This is a genomic window from Bacillus sp. JJ634, from assembly GCF_036962285.1.
Lineage (GTDB): Bacteria > Bacillota > Bacilli > Bacillales > DSM-1321 > Peribacillus > Peribacillus asahii_A.
In genome coordinates this window covers 1-16,516 of the sequence record NZ_JBALMU010000001.1, presented here as the reverse complement: position 1 = coordinate 16,516, position 16,516 = coordinate 1, and the positions used below count along the sequence as shown (strand labels likewise).

At 40.7% G+C, this 16,516-nt stretch carries 17 protein-coding genes; 14 read left to right on the top strand and 3 right to left on the bottom strand.

What is annotated here, in order from left to right:
- The 9 genes from V7068_RS00085 to V7068_RS00045 all read left to right on the top strand — a co-directional run.
- Positions 1-181, top strand: a 181-nt coding sequence (locus V7068_RS00085; RefSeq protein WP_499710376.1) for a hypothetical protein, incomplete at its 5' end; no start/stop codon positions are given.
- Positions 182-216: 35 nt separating this feature from the next.
- On the top strand, positions 217-1,017 hold the full coding sequence (spoIIQ, locus tag V7068_RS00080) for a stage II sporulation protein SpoIIQ (protein WP_252292043.1): 801 nt from the start codon (positions 217-219) through the stop codon (positions 1,015-1,017).
- A gap of 378 nt (positions 1,018-1,395) precedes the next feature.
- Positions 1,396-1,668, top strand: a complete 273-nt coding sequence (gene spoIIID / locus V7068_RS00075) for a sporulation transcriptional regulator SpoIIID (protein ID WP_499710375.1) — start codon at positions 1,396-1,398, stop codon at positions 1,666-1,668.
- A gap of 290 nt (positions 1,669-1,958) precedes the next feature.
- A complete protein-coding gene (locus tag V7068_RS00070) occupies positions 1,959-2,960 on the top strand; it encodes a rod shape-determining protein (protein ID WP_127762187.1) in 1,002 nt (333 codons plus the stop codon).
- A 218-nt stretch (positions 2,961-3,178) separates the two neighbouring features.
- Positions 3,179-4,015, top strand: a complete 837-nt coding sequence (locus V7068_RS00065; protein ID WP_499710373.1) for a flagellar hook-basal body protein — start codon at positions 3,179-3,181, stop codon at positions 4,013-4,015.
- Positions 4,016-4,050: 35 nt separating this feature from the next.
- A complete protein-coding gene (locus tag V7068_RS00060; protein ID WP_499710372.1) occupies positions 4,051-4,884 on the top strand; it encodes a flagellar hook-basal body protein in 834 nt (277 codons plus the stop codon).
- 452 nt (positions 4,885-5,336) lie between these two features.
- Positions 5,337-5,588, top strand: a complete 252-nt coding sequence (locus V7068_RS00055; protein WP_499710371.1) for a DNA-directed RNA polymerase subunit beta — start codon at positions 5,337-5,339, stop codon at positions 5,586-5,588.
- Positions 5,589-5,622: 34 nt separating this feature from the next.
- Positions 5,623-6,054: a 3-hydroxyacyl-ACP dehydratase FabZ gene (gene fabZ / locus V7068_RS00050; protein ID WP_119115758.1), complete on the top strand. Its 432-nt coding sequence runs from the start codon at positions 5,623-5,625 to the stop codon at positions 6,052-6,054.
- 117 nt (positions 6,055-6,171) lie between these two features.
- Positions 6,172-6,486 (top strand): hypothetical protein, encoded by a 315-nt coding sequence (locus V7068_RS00045; protein WP_499710368.1) that lies wholly within the window; start codon positions 6,172-6,174, stop codon positions 6,484-6,486.
- Between the two features lie 127 nt (positions 6,487-6,613).
- Here the strand turns inward: V7068_RS00045 and V7068_RS00040 are convergent, their stop codons facing one another.
- The gene (locus V7068_RS00040; RefSeq protein ID WP_499710366.1) at positions 6,614-7,048 is read right to left on the bottom strand and encodes a YwpF family protein; all 435 of its coding nucleotides are present in this window, start codon (positions 7,046-7,048) and stop codon (positions 6,614-6,616) included.
- 319 nt (positions 7,049-7,367) lie between these two features.
- Between V7068_RS00040 and V7068_RS00035 the strand changes: the two genes are divergently transcribed.
- The 4 genes from V7068_RS00035 (at position 7,368) to V7068_RS00020 (ending at position 9,581) form a co-directional block, all read left to right on the top strand.
- Positions 7,368-7,730: a single-stranded DNA-binding protein gene (locus V7068_RS00035; protein WP_499710364.1), complete on the top strand. Its 363-nt coding sequence runs from the start codon at positions 7,368-7,370 to the stop codon at positions 7,728-7,730.
- Positions 7,731-7,751: 21 nt separating this feature from the next.
- On the top strand, positions 7,752-7,955 hold the full coding sequence (locus tag V7068_RS00030) for a hypothetical protein (protein ID WP_499710363.1): 204 nt from the start codon (positions 7,752-7,754) through the stop codon (positions 7,953-7,955).
- 281 nt (positions 7,956-8,236) lie between these two features.
- Positions 8,237-8,713, top strand: a complete 477-nt coding sequence (locus V7068_RS00025) for a hypothetical protein (protein WP_499710362.1) — start codon at positions 8,237-8,239, stop codon at positions 8,711-8,713.
- 433 nt (positions 8,714-9,146) lie between these two features.
- Positions 9,147-9,581 (top strand): hypothetical protein, encoded by a 435-nt coding sequence (locus V7068_RS00020; RefSeq protein ID WP_499710360.1) that lies wholly within the window; start codon positions 9,147-9,149, stop codon positions 9,579-9,581.
- On the opposite strand, the gene V7068_RS00015 is transcribed toward V7068_RS00020, so the two are convergent.
- Both V7068_RS00015 and V7068_RS00010 read right to left on the bottom strand, forming a co-directional pair.
- The gene (locus V7068_RS00015) at positions 9,564-12,428 is read right to left on the bottom strand and encodes a DEAD/DEAH box helicase (protein WP_499710359.1); all 2,865 of its coding nucleotides are present in this window, start codon (positions 12,426-12,428) and stop codon (positions 9,564-9,566) included. The two genes, V7068_RS00020 and V7068_RS00015, sit on opposite strands and share 18 nt — an antisense overlap.
- The gene (locus tag V7068_RS00010; RefSeq protein WP_499710358.1) at positions 12,421-14,025 is read right to left on the bottom strand and encodes a hypothetical protein; all 1,605 of its coding nucleotides are present in this window, start codon (positions 14,023-14,025) and stop codon (positions 12,421-12,423) included. The genes V7068_RS00015 and V7068_RS00010 overlap by 8 nt, the downstream gene beginning before the upstream one ends.
- A 314-nt stretch (positions 14,026-14,339) precedes the next feature.
- Here V7068_RS00010 and V7068_RS00005 point away from each other — a divergent pair, with 314 nt between their 5' ends.
- Positions 14,340-16,340, top strand: a complete 2,001-nt coding sequence (locus tag V7068_RS00005) for a penicillin-binding transpeptidase domain-containing protein (protein ID WP_499710356.1) — start codon at positions 14,340-14,342, stop codon at positions 16,338-16,340.
- Positions 16,341-16,516: the final 176 nt, after the last annotated feature.

The following is a 16,516-nucleotide window of genomic DNA, read 5'->3' as shown; positions in this document are numbered from 1 at the left end:
GTTTCATGGCGCCAGAGCAACCTTTCAGCTTGCTGAAAGCCGTGTGAAACCGCGATCTTCACACGAAATGAGCCAAAAATCGCTTTTCCAACAATATTATTTAACAGAGCCGTGCATAAAAGGAATACCTTTGTCACAAAATAAATCTAAAAATATTTTTCAGGATATGTATATTCTTTAAGCAATCTGTTCAGAATGATTGCTGAGGTGATAATTATGAGAGAGGAAGAAAAGAAATCTACTTCCAAATTCCGACGTATTCTGAAAAAACGTTGGGCGTTACCAGCAATCTACATTTCAAGTGCAGCTCTTATCCTAGCCTTGGTATTTATCGTTCAAAATAGCTTCAACAACTCAGCTAGTCCTGACAAGGTAGAGGATTCAGCACAATCAGGTGAAAATTACGATGAGCCTGCAGTTGAAGTAAACAGCAGTCTTGAATCGATTCAAATGCCAGTGAAAGATGTTGCGAGTACTGTCGTAAAGAAGCCATTCTATGATGTGAATGCTGATGAAAAAGCACAGGAAGAAGCATTGGTTTCTTATGATAACCGCTATGAGCCAAACAAAGGAATTGATATCGCACAAAAAGATGGAAAAGCCTTTGATGTAGTAGCTGCTTTAAGTGGCGTCGTAACAAAAGTGCAAGAAGATGCTTTATTAGGAAATGTCATTGAAGTAGAGCATGAAGATGGTGTTGTAACACGTTATCAAGCTGTTACAGACATTCAAGTTGCGGTTGGAGATCAAGTGAAGCAAGGACAAGCAATTGCTACTGCAGGAAAAAGTCAAATCAATGAAGACGCAGGTACACATGTTCACTTTGAAATCCGCAAAGATAAAGTTGCGGTAAATCCAAGTGATTATGAAGGTAAGCAAGCTTCTTCTATTCAAACAGAATCCGTATCTTCAGATGATGAAGAAGTAGAAGCAGAACCAAAAGAAGATACAAAAGAAGAACCAAGTCAAGAAGAGAACAGCAATTCAAACGAAGCAGACGAACAACCAGTACAATAAAAGCATTCGTCAACCCATGTTATGATGCGACAACTGAACAATTTGGTGCAGGAAACCCGTTCACAGGCGGGTTTCTTTTGCTATAGACAAAATAAAATGAAAAACTCGACGATAAATTAAAAATTTCGATAGAAGATAAACAGCTATTTATATTTATTATTTATTTAAAAAGCCCAATATCGTCAATTTTTTGAAAAAAACGCTTGTCTTATGGTATATATCCTTACCCAAGCTAATACACTGTTAGAAACCGTACAAAGAGAGTGTTTGAGGTGAGGACTCGTCTATTATAATTGAAGGAAAATGTTAGCACCATTAGATTCGACAAACGAATCTCATTTCACACTTCTCACATCCAACTTGGGGAGGTCGAGTGGTGTGCACGATTACATCAAAGAAAGAACTATCAAGATAGGAAAGTATATCGTGGAAACAAGGAAAACAGTGCGTGTCATTGCAAAAGAGTTTGGTGTATCCAAAAGTACCGTTCACAAAGATTTAACCGAAAGACTTCCAGAGATCAATCCTGAATTGGCTAATGAAGTGAAGGATATATTGGATTATCATAAATCCATTCGTCACCTTAGAGGAGGCGAAGCAACCAAGCTCAAATATAAGCGCTCTGAGAGAGAGGAAGAAATTGTAAATTAGTAACCGAAGCCACTTACAAATGTTGTAGGTGGTTTTTTTTAGGCATTTTAGGTAGGAATATGGTACCTTATAAAGGTCGTGATTTTTAACTGGACATGAAAACAATCGGTACGTTTTGATGTTTAGTTTGTCGTGAAAAGATAAGAGTTGCCTATGTATTTCTTACCGTAAGAGACATAATTCGACAGGATTTCTGTTTTGACTCTTACTTGTCATAAGACAATATGATAAAATATAAAATTAGGATAGTTTCGGTTTCACGTGAGGATAATCAAGGAGGATATAAACAAATGTTTGCTAGAGATATTGGGATTGATCTTGGAACAGCAAATGTTCTAATACATGTTAAAGGCAAAGGAATCGTTTTAAATGAGCCATCTGTTGTGGCCATTGATAAAAATACAAATCGTGTGTTGGCTGTCGGTGAAGAAGCAAGAAAAATGGTCGGACGTACACCTGGAAATATTATGGCTATTCGTCCGTTAAAAGATGGAGTAATTGCAGACTTTGATGTTACAGAAGCGATGCTTAAACATTTTATTAATAAATTGAATGTGAAAGGTTTCCTTTCCAAGCCAAGAATTTTAATCTGTTGTCCAACAAATATTACAAGCGTTGAACAAAAAGCGATTAAAGAAGCAGCAGAAAAAAGCGGCGGTAAAAAGGTGTATTTAGAAGAGGAACCAAAGGTAGCTGCAATTGGAGCAGGAATGGATATCTTCCAACCGAGCGGAAACATGGTCGTTGATATCGGTGGCGGAACGACAGACATCGCGGTTCTTTCTATGGGGGATATCGTTACGTCTTCTTCGATTAAAATGGCTGGGGATAAATTTGACAATGAGATTTTACACTATGTTAAACGTCAATATAAGCTGCTTATTGGGGAGCGCACAGCAGAAAATATTAAAATTCAAGTAGCGACTGTTTTCCCTGGTTCACGTAAAGAAGAAATTGAAATTCGCGGGCGTGATATGGTTTCGGGTCTACCGAGAACGATTACGGTGAATTCAGAGGAAATTGAAGAAGCTCTTCGTGAACAAGTATCGGTCATTGTTCAAGCGGCGAAAAGTGTGCTTGAAAGAACACCGCCAGAACTTTCAGCGGATATTATCGATCGTGGTGTTATTTTAACAGGCGGCGGTGCATTATTGCACGGTATTGACTTACTTCTTGCAGAAGAGTTAAAAGTACCGGTATTAGTAGCGGAAAATCCAATGGATTGTGTGGCAGTCGGAACAGGTGTCATGCTTGATAATATGGACAAGTTGCCAAAACGTAAATTTAATTAAATGATGTGAAAGAAGGATCTAACGTTCAGATAAGTAGGGGATGAAACAGAAGCCCGTTGAGCAATAGATCCTTTTTTGTATAGCCTTTAAGAGAGTTCCTTGATCCTTCATACCAATATTCTCCTGCATTTTTAACTTCAAATATAAATAGAAACAGCCGATAATGTACATATACGGTCAAAAATGGAACGGTACATATGAGAAGGAGCGATATAAGGATGCTAAGAGGATTTTATACAGCAGCTTCAGGGATGCTAACTCAGCAAAGACGGACAGAAATGTTAACAAACAATATGGCGAATGCGAATACCCCGGGCTATAAAGCTGATCAATCGAGCGTACGCTCTTTTCCGGAAATGCTGCTGAATCGAATCGCAGATGAAACGATCCCAAATGGGAATGAAAAGAAAATGCCTTCTTTTGCACAGGTCGGCAGCTTGAATACAGGCGTATATATACAAGAAACGAATCCGCTATTTAAACAAGGTGATATTAAACAAACAGATTTGAAAACAGATCTTGCCTTAGTACATGGCGAAATGCCCATTGATGAAGAGACAGGTGTGGCGGGTGCGTTGTTTTTTACTGTTCAAAATGGGAATGGCGATGTACGTTACACACGCAATGGAAACTTTACCTTGGACGGTCAAGGCTATTTAACAACGTCCGGTGGCTATTATGTGTTAGATGAGAATAACGAGCGGATTCAACTAGATAATGATCAGTTTACAGTATCTGATAATGGCGTTATTTTACAAGATGCTGCACAAGTTGCTCAAATTGGCATTGCTTATTCTAATGACCCTGCTGGGCAGCTTGTAAAAGAAGGCGATGGTCTTTTTAGTACCGATGCAGAACTTACGAATGCGTACGATGAGGACGACGTATTTTTTAAAGTCAAGCAAGGGTATATTGAAAACTCCAATGTAGATGCAGCGCAGACAATGACGGAAATGTTGTCTGTATATCGTTCTTTTGAAGCCAATCAAAAAGTGCTGCAAGCTTATGATCAAAGCTTAAATAAAACGGTGAATGAAGTGGGTAAAATTGGATAACCTCAAGAAATGAGCGTAAATGAAGGGGGATAGCGATGAATCGAACGATGATAGCAGCAAGCAATACGCTAGGCCAATTGCAAAAACAAATCGATGTTATTAGCAATAATATGGCCAATGTTGAGACAACTGGTTTTAAGCGAGGCGAAGCAAGCTTTACAGATTTACTTGTTCAGCAATTGAATAATCAACCGAATCAAGCAGCTGAAGTGGGCCGTTTAACACCGCTTCGGATTCGCCAAGGAAATGGAGCAAAGATTAGTCAAATTCAAAATGTCCAGTCTCAAGGTTCCCTAAAGACGACAAATCGGGATTTAGATGTAGCTTTCACAAAGGAAAACTTATACTTTATGATTGGTGTAGAAGAAGGGAACGTCATTCGTTTATCAAGAGACGGTGCGTTTTATCTATCGCCTAATGGAAATGAAGACATGCTTGTAACAGCAGACGGGCATAACGTGCTTGATGAAAACGGTAATGACATTGTCATTGAAGGTGACATTAAAGAAATCCAGATTTCTGATGAAGGCGTAGTAAAAGCAATTACAACAGATGGGGGGGAACAAACCTTCAATCTAGGTGTTGTATCGGTTCAAAAACCGCAATTCCTTGAAAAGCTAGGCGATAATTTATATGGGCTTCCGGATAACTATGATGGCTTAGGTGTAACGGCTGATGATGTATTGACTGAACTAACAGGCGCTTTACGCACAGATATTTCGATGAAACAAGGTGCGCTTGAATCATCTAATGTCGATCTTTCAAAGGAAATGACAGATTTAATCACAGCTCAAAGAATGTATCAATTCCAATCGCGTTCCATCACGATGGCAGATCAAATGTTAGGCTTAGTGAACTCGATTCGTTAAACATTTCATAAAGTGAAACTTCCATCAGTGGGGGTTTTTCTTTATCCTCACTGATGGTTAGTCACGTTCTACGGTCACTAAGATTTCAAGCTTCGCTTGCAATCAAGTGACCGTATGAACCTGATTGGTTCAACTATACTTTTGAAAACCACAAAGGTAAGTTTCACTGTATTTTACCAATCGGACCTTTGCTACGAAAGTGAGGCGACTGTTCAGCCCCGACAAGCATTTCATCTTATGACCTCGAGGGGCTAGGAGCCGCAGCTAGGTGAGGGCAGTTGTTCCCCACCTATTATCTTCCGTGTTCACTCTGAATCTTGAGGTGTGGGGCTTACTGCCCGTTAAGAGTGGGGTAAATGGGCCTAGTCTTGCCGAAGGTTGGGACTCGTACTGTTTATGAAAACGTGATAAAGTTAAAGCGAATCTCTAAAAAGGAGCCTACATGATATAAAATGGAGCAAAGAAGTTTAATAAAACAACAGTGGGAAGAAGAACCAAAACAGGAAGTAAGACAAAATGAGAAAATTAAAATTCGGCTGTTACCAATTTGGCTTCGGTTGTTGATTGTTGCTGCTTTAATCGTCCTTATGGTTATCATAGGGGCATTAATTGGGTATAGTGTCATTGGGAGCGGAAATGCAGTAGATGTATTTAGAATCTCAACGTGGACTCATATTGTTGACATCGTCAATGAAGGTGCATGATGCGGTTGTTTTTAAATAAAGGAGGTATAATCTAATGTTAGATATTACGCAAATTAAAGAAATTATTCCACATCGCTATCCTTTTTTATTAGTGGATCGAATCATTGAAATCGAAGAGGGAAAACGAGCGGTTGGATTGAAAAACGTAACAGCGAATGAAGAGTTTTTTAATGGTCATTTTCCAGATTACCCAGTAATGCCGGGGGTATTAATTGTCGAGGCATTGGCTCAAGTGGGTGCTGTTGCGGTGTTAAAGCAAGAGGAACATAAAGGACGCTTAGCTTTTTTTGCGGGCATTGATAATTGCCGTTTCAAACGCCAAGTGAAGCCAGGGGACCAACTTCGCCTAGAAGTGGAAATTTTACGTTTAAGAGGATCTGTTGGTAAAGGAAAAGCAGTAGCAACGGTTGATGGTGAAGTAGCCTGTGAAACCGAGATTATGTTTGCTTTTAGTGATAAGGAATAAGGTGAGAGAGGGGATGAGATGAACATCTCCTCTCTTTTTTTTTTTGAAAAACACGCAAGTAAATGTCGAATTCGGGCAACATATTTACTGTCGAGGGAAGAAGGGAGGTTACGCATAATGAAAAAACGACTATTAGCACTACTTGGTGGCTCATTCCTATCAGCGATGTTTTTAGTTGGTTGCGGGACAAATGACGATAATGATCCAGCACCAGAAAATGATAACAACATCATGGATGAAGATAACAACGATGTGAATGAACCGAATGTAAATGAGGATGTAAATGATAACAACGTAAATGATGATGTAAATAACGATGCAAATGATGTAGGAGAAGATGTTAAACAAGGCGCGGATGACGTAGAAGATGCCTTAGATCCAAACGATAATGATGACACATTAACAGATCAAGACGACAATGACAACAAATAACAATGGCTAAGAAAAGACTGTTTCTTACGGGAAACAGTCTTTTTCCTTTTGGTTAATGGTTGAATCGAACTATTTTTTAGAGCCAATGTCCCACTTATTCTAGGTGTGGGATAACAGAGAAATGGAGTTATTTATGAGTGGCAAGCTTAGGTCTAGAGCGGATCTTTTCTTTGAATTCTTTGATGAGTAAATCACCGGTGAAGCCTTTGTGGACTAAATCTTCAAGAAGTAGTTCTGCATATTTGCTGCGTGTATTTTGAAGGTGGCCAACGAAAAGAAGACTAACGTGACCGTCGATAAGTTTATGCGTTTTTAAAACCGTTTTAAACATGGCCGGGTCGTTTTCTTTTTTCGTAATCACTGCTTGGATAAGCGCATTTTCATGTTCACGTGGTAGGGAATGTTTTAATTCGTCATAATGTTCAGGGGGGACGATTGCTTCAAGAAGCCATGTATTTGCACGATCTTCTTTATTAATAATGAGCCCATCGACTAGATGAATATCAATAAGCTGCAGTTTTTCATTCACAATTTGTAATGAAATAAGTTTAAATGACTTCATATGCTTCCTCCTACTTCTTAATTTCGTAAAAAAATGTAAATATTCCAATTTATTATAACATACTCAAAAATAACGAAGGAATAGAAAGAATGCGACACGTTTGTCTAAAATATGAAAAAAGGAAAAATTTTTAAAAAAAATAACAAAATGGCATATTTCCTCCACTTTCACTATAAATATAGCCTAAAAATAGCAGTTTCAAACGAGAAAATGCCATTTTAGCACGAAAATGGGTGAAAAAAATGAGATTTTGTCGATTTGGTAATTTGAGCAAGCTTCAGTATGATAAGAGCATCTTAACAAGAAAGGAGCTGAGATGTTGATTAACCAAGTAACCCTGGTTGGACGCTTGACGAAAGATCCTGAGTTGCGGTACACAGCAGATGGAAAGGCTGTTTCGAATGTAACGATTGCAGTGAATCGCCCCTTTCGAAATCAAGCTGGTGAATACGATGCTGATTTTGTGCAATGCACGCTATGGAGGAAAACGGCTGAAAATACGGCCCAATATTGTCGGCGCGGCTCAATGATTGGGATTACTGGAAGAATCCAGACACGTCGTTATGAGAATCAAGAGGGTAAGCAAGTATATGTAACAGAAGTAGTGGCCGAAATGGTTCAGTTTGTTGGACCGAGGAAGTTAGACGTTCCAAAGCAAGCATATGAGTCTATTGGCTTGTAGTGTGTAGGAGGTGAGATATATTTGAAAGGAAATCATTCATTTCACTCATTTCAAGACGTCGAACGAACAGAGAAGCTGATTGAAAACTTGATTCGATTCATTGCGAATACTCAAGTGAAAACAGTCACGAACCAAGCAGCGTTAGCCAATTTTGAGCGGAAGCTACAGCTCGTCGAAGCACGTTGCGAAGCTTTGGAACAAAGGTTAACAGAACTCCAAAACTAGAAAGTAGAATTCAGCGCTGAGCAACATACATCTTAGTTCCCTCCGAACTTTGAATCACGGCATGGTGATTCACCACGTAAGACCGACCCCGAACGTTCCTTCTATTGAATCAATTATAATTGATTCCCCTCATTTTTGAATGGCTGCTTCTGCAGTCATTTTTTTTATCATTGGCTCTGCTATGGGATGTTGTTTTCCAAGCAGCATTATGGTGAAGGATCGACGGAAGAGAAAAAAGTCTATGTGTTATACTCTAATAAAAGAGCGTGGAGTGAATTGAAATGGAGGAAATCTTAAAACAAATTCTAAGTGAGATTAAAGATGTAAAAGAAGATGTAACGGATTTAAAGGAAGACGTAACAGGTTTAAAAAAGGATGTAGTCGGTTTAAAGGAAGACGTAACAGGTTTAAAAAAGGATGTAGTCGGTTTAAAAGAAGACGTAACGGGTTTAAAAAAGGGTGTAGTAGATTTAAAAGAAGATGTAACCGATTTAAAGAAGGATGTAGTAGGCTTAAAAGAAGGTGTAACGAATTTAACAGAAGGCCAAGGACGAATTGAAACAAAAGTTGATAATCTTTCCTCCGAGCTCAGTAGCAATTTCAAATATACGAACGAGAAGTTAGATGAACATCGTAAAGTCTTTGGAGTTGTTTCTAATGAGATGAAAGGTATGAAAGTAGATATTGACTATCTAAGTTCAAAGACAGGTAAGCACGATACGGAGCTTAATAATATCATGAACAGACTTAAAGGTTAGAGTTCATTGAAATGTCTTTGGATTTTTTTATGGGGCTGTCCCAAAAGTCATGAAAAATGGCTTTCGGGGTAGCCTCTTCGTTTAGTTGAAGGACAAAATGGGGGAACTAGGCCAGGGAAATGTCCATCATAAGGGTGATGAAGGACTTTTTCCATCAACTAGACCCGGCAAACGGCCCTCATAAGGGTGATGAAGGACTTTTTCCAACAACTAGACTCGGCAAATGTCCTTCATAAGAGTGATGAAGGACTTTTTCCAGCAATTAGACCCGGCAAATGTCCTTCATAAGAGTCATGAAGAACTTTTTCCAGTAACTAGACCCAGCAAAGGGCCTTCATAAGAGTGATGAAGGACTTTTCCTAGTAACTGAATCAGACAAATGGCTTTCATCAGATCCAATGAAGGACAAAATGGAGGAACTAGGACAGGGGGAATGTCCGCCATCAGAGCTTTGAAGAACAAAATCCAGGAAGAAGGAGCTTTCCAAAAAGTCAGTTACCCTGACTTTTTGGCGCTCCTTTTTATTTGTTCCTTTTTGTTTAAAGTTCATTGGAATACAATTTTTGGAGAAATGAAAGCCGCGGCCCTTAGATGTGAAGAGAAAACGCAATCTATGCTTGACACAAGGCTGAGGCCGAAAGCATGTTCAGTCGCATCAAGGGTAATCGGTCGTTCCGCAGATTTTCTTTGCGGGGTCTCGACAAAGTACAGATCACGTTGGGTATTAGCCCATAACAGACCGAAAGTAGCAGGTGGATGCCTGCTACTTTCAGAAAAAAATACAGGTAGAGAAAAACGAGTCACTTTCTCCACCTGCTTTATTATTTTGTGGCTGTTATTCGGTATTCTCTCAATGCAACGCCACTAGTTCTTTAATTTCCTCTGTTGAAAGCTCGGTAATCCAATTATCGCCACTAATAATTTCGTCGTTTAAGGCTTGTTTCTTATCGAGCATTTCATCGATTTTCTCTTCTAATGTGCCGGTACAGATGAGCTTATGGACATGGACGAAACGTTTTTGACCGATACGATAGGCGCGGTCAGTCGCTTGGTTCTCTACAGCAGGGTTCCACCAGCGATCGTAATGAATCACGTGATTCGCGGCTGTTAAGTTAAGTCCTGTTCCACCTGCTTTTAAGGACAAAATAAAAATCGGGAACTTGCCTTCTTGGAAATTCGCAATCATCTCATCGCGTTGCTTCTTGTTGGCGCTGCCGTTTAAAAACGGTACATCAATCCCATAGCGTTTTTCTAGTAATTCCTTCATCATATTGCCCATGCCAATATATTGCGTAAAGATTAGACAGCTTTCATCCTGTTCTCGCACTGCATCGACGAGCTCTGTTAACTTCTCGAGCTTACCTGAACGCTGACTCGTTTGAAGACTATCATCCTCTTCCTTAAGATACAGGGCTGGATGATTACATAGCTGCTTAAGCTTGTTCAGCATTTGTAAAATGACCCCTTTGCGTTCGAAGGCGGAGAGCTGTTCAAGGTTAGAGAACGTATCTTGAATAAGCTGCTCGTAAAGGGAAGCCTGCTCGGTCGTAAGCGGTACGAATTCCTTTTGCTCTTGCTTATCCGGTAAGTTCAAGGCTACATCGTGATCACGTTTTGTGCGTCGTAACAAGAACGGTTGAATGAGACGCTGCAACTCTTTAATTTTGTCTTTTTGCTCTTCACGTTCAATGGTGGCGACATATTTTTCTTGGAACTGTCCAAGAGAGCCAAGATAGCCTTTGTTAATAAAATCAAAAATCGCCCACAATTCGCTTAAACGGTTTTCCATCGGTGTTCCCGTTAAAGCAACGTGATGCTGTCCTTGCAGCTTACGAACAGCTCGCGATTGCTTTGTCTGTGCATTTTTAATATTTTGTGCTTCATCTAGAATAATGCTGCTCCAATGAACGCTTGCAAGCTCTTCCTCGTCTTGATGCGTTAACCCGTAAGACGTTAACACAACATCATAATCTGCGATTTTCGCCGCAAAGTCTTCTCCCTTTGTACGGTTCGCCCCGTAATGAAGATGAACATGCAGGCTTGGGGCAAACTTTTCAAGTTCACGCTGCCAGTTGCCAAGTACGGAAGTAGGGCAAACAATGAGTGCAGTCTTTACAGGCTTTGCTTCTGTCTCTACCATTTCTGTTACCTGAGAAGTCTCTTTCACATGAAGCAAGTAAGTAATCATTTGCACCGTTTTTCCGAGTCCCATATCATCAGCTAAACAAGCGCCAAATCCATGCTCACGAAGGAATAACAGCCAGCTCATCCCAAGCTTCTGATAGGGGCGTAAATCCCCGTGTAATGTCTTCGGCACAGGCAGCAAGGGAATATTCTTCGTTTCACGTAAATGACTCACCATTTTGCGAAGCTCTTGGTTCAGTTCGAACTGAATTCGCAGCAAGTCATCTTGTTCGTCGTCCTCTTCTCCCGCACCCTCTTGCAATAATTCCTGCTGCAAGAGGTCGGACAGTTGAAGCCCTTTTTCATTTGCCGTTTCCATCAGCTCTTGGATTTGCTTAATAAAAGCAGGATCGAGCTTTACCCATTGTCCGCGAATGTAAATAAGTCGTCTTTTTTCATTTACAAGGGCTTCAAATTCTGATTCTGTTAAATCCTCTCCATTAAGGGAAAAACGCCAATCAAAGTCCATTAGCGCTTTTAGACCAACATAGGACGGCCCGCGATTTTGCTGGCTTTTTACTTTGGCCTTCACTTTAAGGGACGATTCTTTGAGCGTTAACCACCATGAAGGGAGTAAAATTTCCGCTCCGAGAAACAGTAATTTTTCACTCGCATCAGTGAGGAATTCCCATGCTTCGAGTTCAGATAGCTCTTGCTTAAACTGCCCATTTTCAGTCAGCCAAGGGACAATCTTGGACCAGCGGGCAATCACTTTATCAATGGCTTCACGATATTTACTCCAGCCGCGCGGCAGCCGTTTTTTTGTATATACTTCCGTAATGTCGGCGTCTTTTTTCGAACGAAGGATAACGTCAAGTGTCCACGCTCCTTCTCCGCCTGGAGGCTCGCTTAAACGAAGCCCAATCGTAAAGGGCTTCTCGTCCGTTGCTAGGCCGAGCCATTCTGCCCAGCTTTCTTGGTCAAAGAATGTTTGCAGTTCCTCTGGAGATAGCTGAGTGGCTTGTAAGGCTGTCATCGCTTCGCTCCATTTATGAGAAATGGGAGAGTATTTCTCCAAGTATAGATTTGCAGCTCCGTTATACCACTTCTCGATAAATGAGCGATTTGTCTCGGCTGTCAGTGTTTGCAAGTCAGGGGAAATCGTCTCTTCCCAAAAGGAAGGAACAAATTCTTCTTCCACCTCATCAGGGAGCTTCCAGGCTAATTCACTTGCTTGCAGACTTGCGAAATCAGGAATAGGCAGGCCTGCTTCAATCGCTTCGTGCAATACAGGTGCTGCAGATAAACAAAGAGAAGAAGCTTCTGACCATTCCCAATCAATGAAAGAATTAAAGCTTTCTCGGGCGAAGAAGTTCAACAGTCCCCATGCATCCAGTGTATAGACAGGCTTGCCTTCCCACATATCAGTCGTAACCTGTGTCCCATAGAAGCTCGCGTCATCCCAAGTAAACAACAATCTGCGGATATGGATTGTATCGAGAAATCGCTCCTCCTCATTGATGACAGCTAGACGATACAAGTCGTGGTCAAGCGGTGCCACTTTAATTTTTAACTTTCCTAGATTAACCATCGATTAGCTTACCCCTTTTTAATTCTTCTTGAAAAGCACGCAGCCGTTTTGTGGAGCTAGTGACATAGTTCATATAGCGTTCAAATGTCTCTTCCTGCTTCAACTTTTTATAAATTGTGCGCATTTTCTTTAAGTAGCGGACCGCTTGCTTATACGCTGTGCGATTTTTTAACGACACTTTCTCTTGAACAGCATGATAATACAGCGGCAAAATTAAGGCTGGTTCTTCAGATGTCACTTCTTTAATGAGCTCGGTACTAATTAAATCAATGCTAATGTCAGAATAAATATGCATCTCGACCCATTTCTTATACTGCTTCTGCTCGAATAAAAAGTTCGCATAATTCCAATAACTATGCGGCAATGTGACCCGGTAAAATTTCTCTAGCAGATCGAGCCGCTTTGACTTATAGCACCATTGGCTGATTGGCCGCGTAAACGTCCGCACGAAATCAACGCGCTCATAATAATCGTCGAGATTTGCTAAAAACATTCGGACATGTGTAATCGCGAATTCAATAAATGGGAGCGGACGCATCTGTTGAAGAGATTGAAGCCAGTAGAATAGATAAGGACAAGCAGCGGCATTTAATTCTTGCAGCCATGCTGCTGCCTGGTCATCATCGTTCTCCAGCACCGACAAATGAATAGCGGCAATCGTATACGTATTCCGTTCCTCTGTATCTCGTTCTAGCTGATTTAACTCTTGTGTAACACGCTCGAGTTCTTCCTTTCGCCATGTGCTATTGGAAAAAAGAAAGGACCAAATTTCGCGATATAAATCAATCCGTTCATAGGTCAGCAATGGATGACTGTCAAGCAGCGTCACGACATCTGCTTTTAAACCTTCAATAAACGGATCAAAAGCAAACGGACGGGCTTGGCGACTAAGCGGTTGCACCATCTCGTATAATTCCTCTGTTAAATCCGTAGCAAACGTATAGAAGGTGCGAACGACTTGCGTATTTCTACTATAGGAATTCAATAATGGCAGTGTATGTAAAAACGTACAAAAGAGCGTCGTAAAGTGATACAGCATTTTCCATTCGCTTTCAATTGGCGCCTTCGCTTTTAATTCCTGTAAATATTGTTGAATATGACCGTCTAGCAGGTAGGCAGGTGCATGAAGTTCGCTTTCGACCTTCTCATGAAAGGTGTGTGCAACAAACTCTTTATAAGCAAAATAGTCTTTCGCAAGCCCGCTAGCCTCTTGAGCTTTCTTTGCGAACACTTCACTAGCCTTTTGAATCGGTAAGGGACTTGGCTTCTTGCTCTGTTGCCATTCTTCGATCCATTCTGTGACGCTCGCTAGTTCACTATAGTGGGAAAAGAAAAGCGCGAGCTGATGCCGGCAGATGAAGTTCGCTCCGCACGTACAGCGTCCGTTTTGTGGAAAGAGGAGCTCCAATTTTACTTGATGACGCTCTACATCATAGACTTCAGCTTGAATCCACTCATCTCCCTGAGACGAGGTTTCAACAACATTTTTTGTGTATAACGTAAGCCCTTCTCCAACGACAGCTGCATCATGCGCAGAATCGGGATTCAACAGTTTCTTCACTTGCTCGGCTGTATACTGTAACAATTGGCTTTCCATGAGTTTCTCCACATCGCTCTCTTACTTATTTAATATCGGCTAAATACCTATTATTCAAACTTTGTAATTTCAATCATCCTTTTATTATACCTTAATATAGGGAAGGATTTGAAGTAGTGCAGACGTTCTCTCCTTCTTGAAGGGTGATTCATGCGGAAACGTCAAGGAATCCCGCCAATTATGAGGAAAATCCCGCTAAATTTGCTCATAATCCCGCCAGCTTGTAGAAATTTGCCGAAATCAGTCACTCTATCACGCAACTTTTGTCCCATTTTTGTTAAAATAATAGGGAGTAATGTTAAGAGGGGGAAGTTATGAAAAAGAGACCTTTTATCACCAGCATGATACTAACTAGTTTATTGCTGCTAACAGGTTGTACAGACGAACCGAAACCAGAAGATCGTTTCGCCGATTATACAAAATTATGGAACAAACAGAATTTCGAGGGTATGTACGACTATTTGTCAGCGGATGCAAAGAAAGAGATTAGTGAAGAACAGTTTAGCGAACGCTATGAGAAGATTTACAAAGGCATTGAAATGGAAGATCTTAAAGTAGAATATAAGCTTCCAGAAGAGCTGCCAAAGCATAAAGATGAAGAAGTAGAAGTAACGTATTCCGTTTCGATGGAGACAGTCGCGGGTCCAGTGGAATTTAAAAATGAAGCGACACTTGTAAAAGAAGGAAAAGATGAGAAAGAGAATTGGTATATTGAGTGGGGTCCGAACTACATCTTCCCAGAGCTTGAGGAGGACGAAAAAGTATCCGTTGAAACATACCCGGCTGTTCGCGGTGAAATCGTCGACCGTTATGAGCGTGGTCTTGCAATCAATGGAACCGTGGCTCAAGTTGGAATTGTTCCAGAGAAGATGGGGGAAGAAGGCGCTGTTATCTCACAAGTTGCTAAGTTATTAAACATGTCAGTAGAAGAAATTGAAGCAGAACTGAACCAATCTTGGGTGCAGCCAAGCTATTTTGTTCCAATTAAGAAACTGCCGCAAAATGACGCAAAGATTGCTAAGCTTATTAGTATACCTGGCGTATCGGTAACGGAAGTAACAGAACGTGTTTATCCATATGGTGCAGCTACCGCTCATTTAATTGGCTATGTTGGTGAAGCATCAGCGGAGGATTTAGAAAAGTTAAAAGGAAAAGGCTATACAGCTAATGATGTTATCGGCAAGCGCGGCTTAGAGCAGCTGCTAGAAGAAAGACTTCGAGGCGAAGCTGGCGCCAAAATTTATATCAAAGCCGATAATGGTACAGAAAAAGTAATTGCAGAGCGTAAAGGAAAAGAAGGAGAATTCATTGCGCTCACGATTGATGCAGAACTGCAACAAGATATTTATAAGCAATATAACAATGAAGCGGGTACAGCCGCAGCTATGAATCCAAAGACAGGGGAAACGTTGGCTCTTGTTTCGAGTCCATCATTTGATCCGAATCAATATGTGCTTGGCATGAGCAGTGCCCAGCAAAAGGCGCTTGAAGAAAACAAAGACAAGCCATTGCTCAATCGTTTTAGTGCAACCTATGCACCAGGATCAACGATTAAAGCATTAACAGCCTCTGTTGCTTTGAAAAACGGCGTCAATCCAAATAAAGCGCTCAGTATTCAAGGGCTCACATGGAAAAAATCAAATTGGAAAGATCACTCGATTACACGCGTAGCGAATCCGGGCATTCCGATTGATATGAAAAATGCGCTTATTTATTCTGATAACATCTATTTTGCGCGTCAAGCACTAGACCTTGGGAAGGATAAATTTACGAGCGGACTGAAAGACTTTGGTTTTGAAGATACACTGCCGCTTGAATATCCGATTAAAGCATCGAGTATTGGAGATATAAGCAGCGAAGGCCGTCTGGCTGACAGCGGCTACGGCCAAGGACAAGTGCAAATGAGTGCGATTCATTTAGCGGCAACCTATACGGCTTTTTTAAATGAAGGAAACGTAATCGCCCCTACACTTATCCAGAAAGACAAAATGGAACCAACTATTTGGAAGAAAAACGTCATTACCGCTAAGCAGGCGAAGCAGCTAACAGGCATGCTCAAGCAAGTTGTCACGCATCCGAAAGGAAGTGCTCACAGCCTTAATGACCTTAAACTCGACATTGCAGGCAAAACGGGTACGGCTGAAATCAAAGCATCTAAAAACTCAACCGGAACCGAAAATGGCTGGCTCGTCGCCATGGACACAAAAAGTTCATCTTTACTCATGGCTTGGATGATGGAGGATGTCAAAGGCCGAGGTGGAAGCCACTTTGTTGTTGATCGAATGAAGCCTGTTTTGAAAAAGTATATGCCTTAAATAAAAAAAGTGCCAGTTTACCTGGTGCTTTTTTATTATTTTTATATATTTTAAAACTAGTTGATGAGACAAAGTATACATAATATATCCTTAATATAACTTTTTTGAATATAATAAATTGTTAATAAAAGGTAAAATAAAGAGCTGTTTATCTATGAAAGTAATAAATATATATG

Excerpts from the sequence above, each read along its gene's own strand:
- V7068_RS00005 (WP_499710356.1), top strand. The coding sequence starts at position 14,340 with ATGAAAAAGAGACCTTTTATCACCAGCATGATACTAACTAGTTTATTG.
- fabZ (WP_119115758.1), top strand. The coding sequence starts at position 5,623 with ATGTTAGATATTACGCAAATTAAAGAAATTATTCCACATCGCTATCCT.
- V7068_RS00020 (WP_499710360.1), top strand. The coding sequence starts at position 9,147 with ATGTCCGCCATCAGAGCTTTGAAGAACAAAATCCAGGAAGAAGGAGCT.
- V7068_RS00045 (WP_499710368.1), top strand. The coding sequence starts at position 6,172 with ATGAAAAAACGACTATTAGCACTACTTGGTGGCTCATTCCTATCAGCG.
- V7068_RS00015 (WP_499710359.1), bottom strand. The coding sequence starts at position 12,428 with ATGGTTAATCTAGGAAAGTTAAAAATTAAAGTGGCACCGCTTGACCAC.
- V7068_RS00055 (WP_499710371.1), top strand. The coding sequence starts at position 5,337 with ATGGAGCAAAGAAGTTTAATAAAACAACAGTGGGAAGAAGAACCAAAA.
- V7068_RS00040 (WP_499710366.1), bottom strand. The coding sequence starts at position 7,048 with ATGAAGTCATTTAAACTTATTTCATTACAAATTGTGAATGAAAAACTG.
- V7068_RS00010 (WP_499710358.1), bottom strand. The coding sequence starts at position 14,025 with ATGGAAAGCCAATTGTTACAGTATACAGCCGAGCAAGTGAAGAAACTG.
- V7068_RS00070 (WP_127762187.1), top strand. The coding sequence starts at position 1,959 with ATGTTTGCTAGAGATATTGGGATTGATCTTGGAACAGCAAATGTTCTA.
- V7068_RS00060 (WP_499710372.1), top strand. The coding sequence starts at position 4,051 with ATGAATCGAACGATGATAGCAGCAAGCAATACGCTAGGCCAATTGCAA.
- V7068_RS00025 (WP_499710362.1), top strand. The coding sequence starts at position 8,237 with ATGGAGGAAATCTTAAAACAAATTCTAAGTGAGATTAAAGATGTAAAA.
- spoIIQ (WP_252292043.1), top strand. The coding sequence starts at position 217 with ATGAGAGAGGAAGAAAAGAAATCTACTTCCAAATTCCGACGTATTCTG.
- V7068_RS00065 (WP_499710373.1), top strand. The coding sequence starts at position 3,179 with ATGCTAAGAGGATTTTATACAGCAGCTTCAGGGATGCTAACTCAGCAA.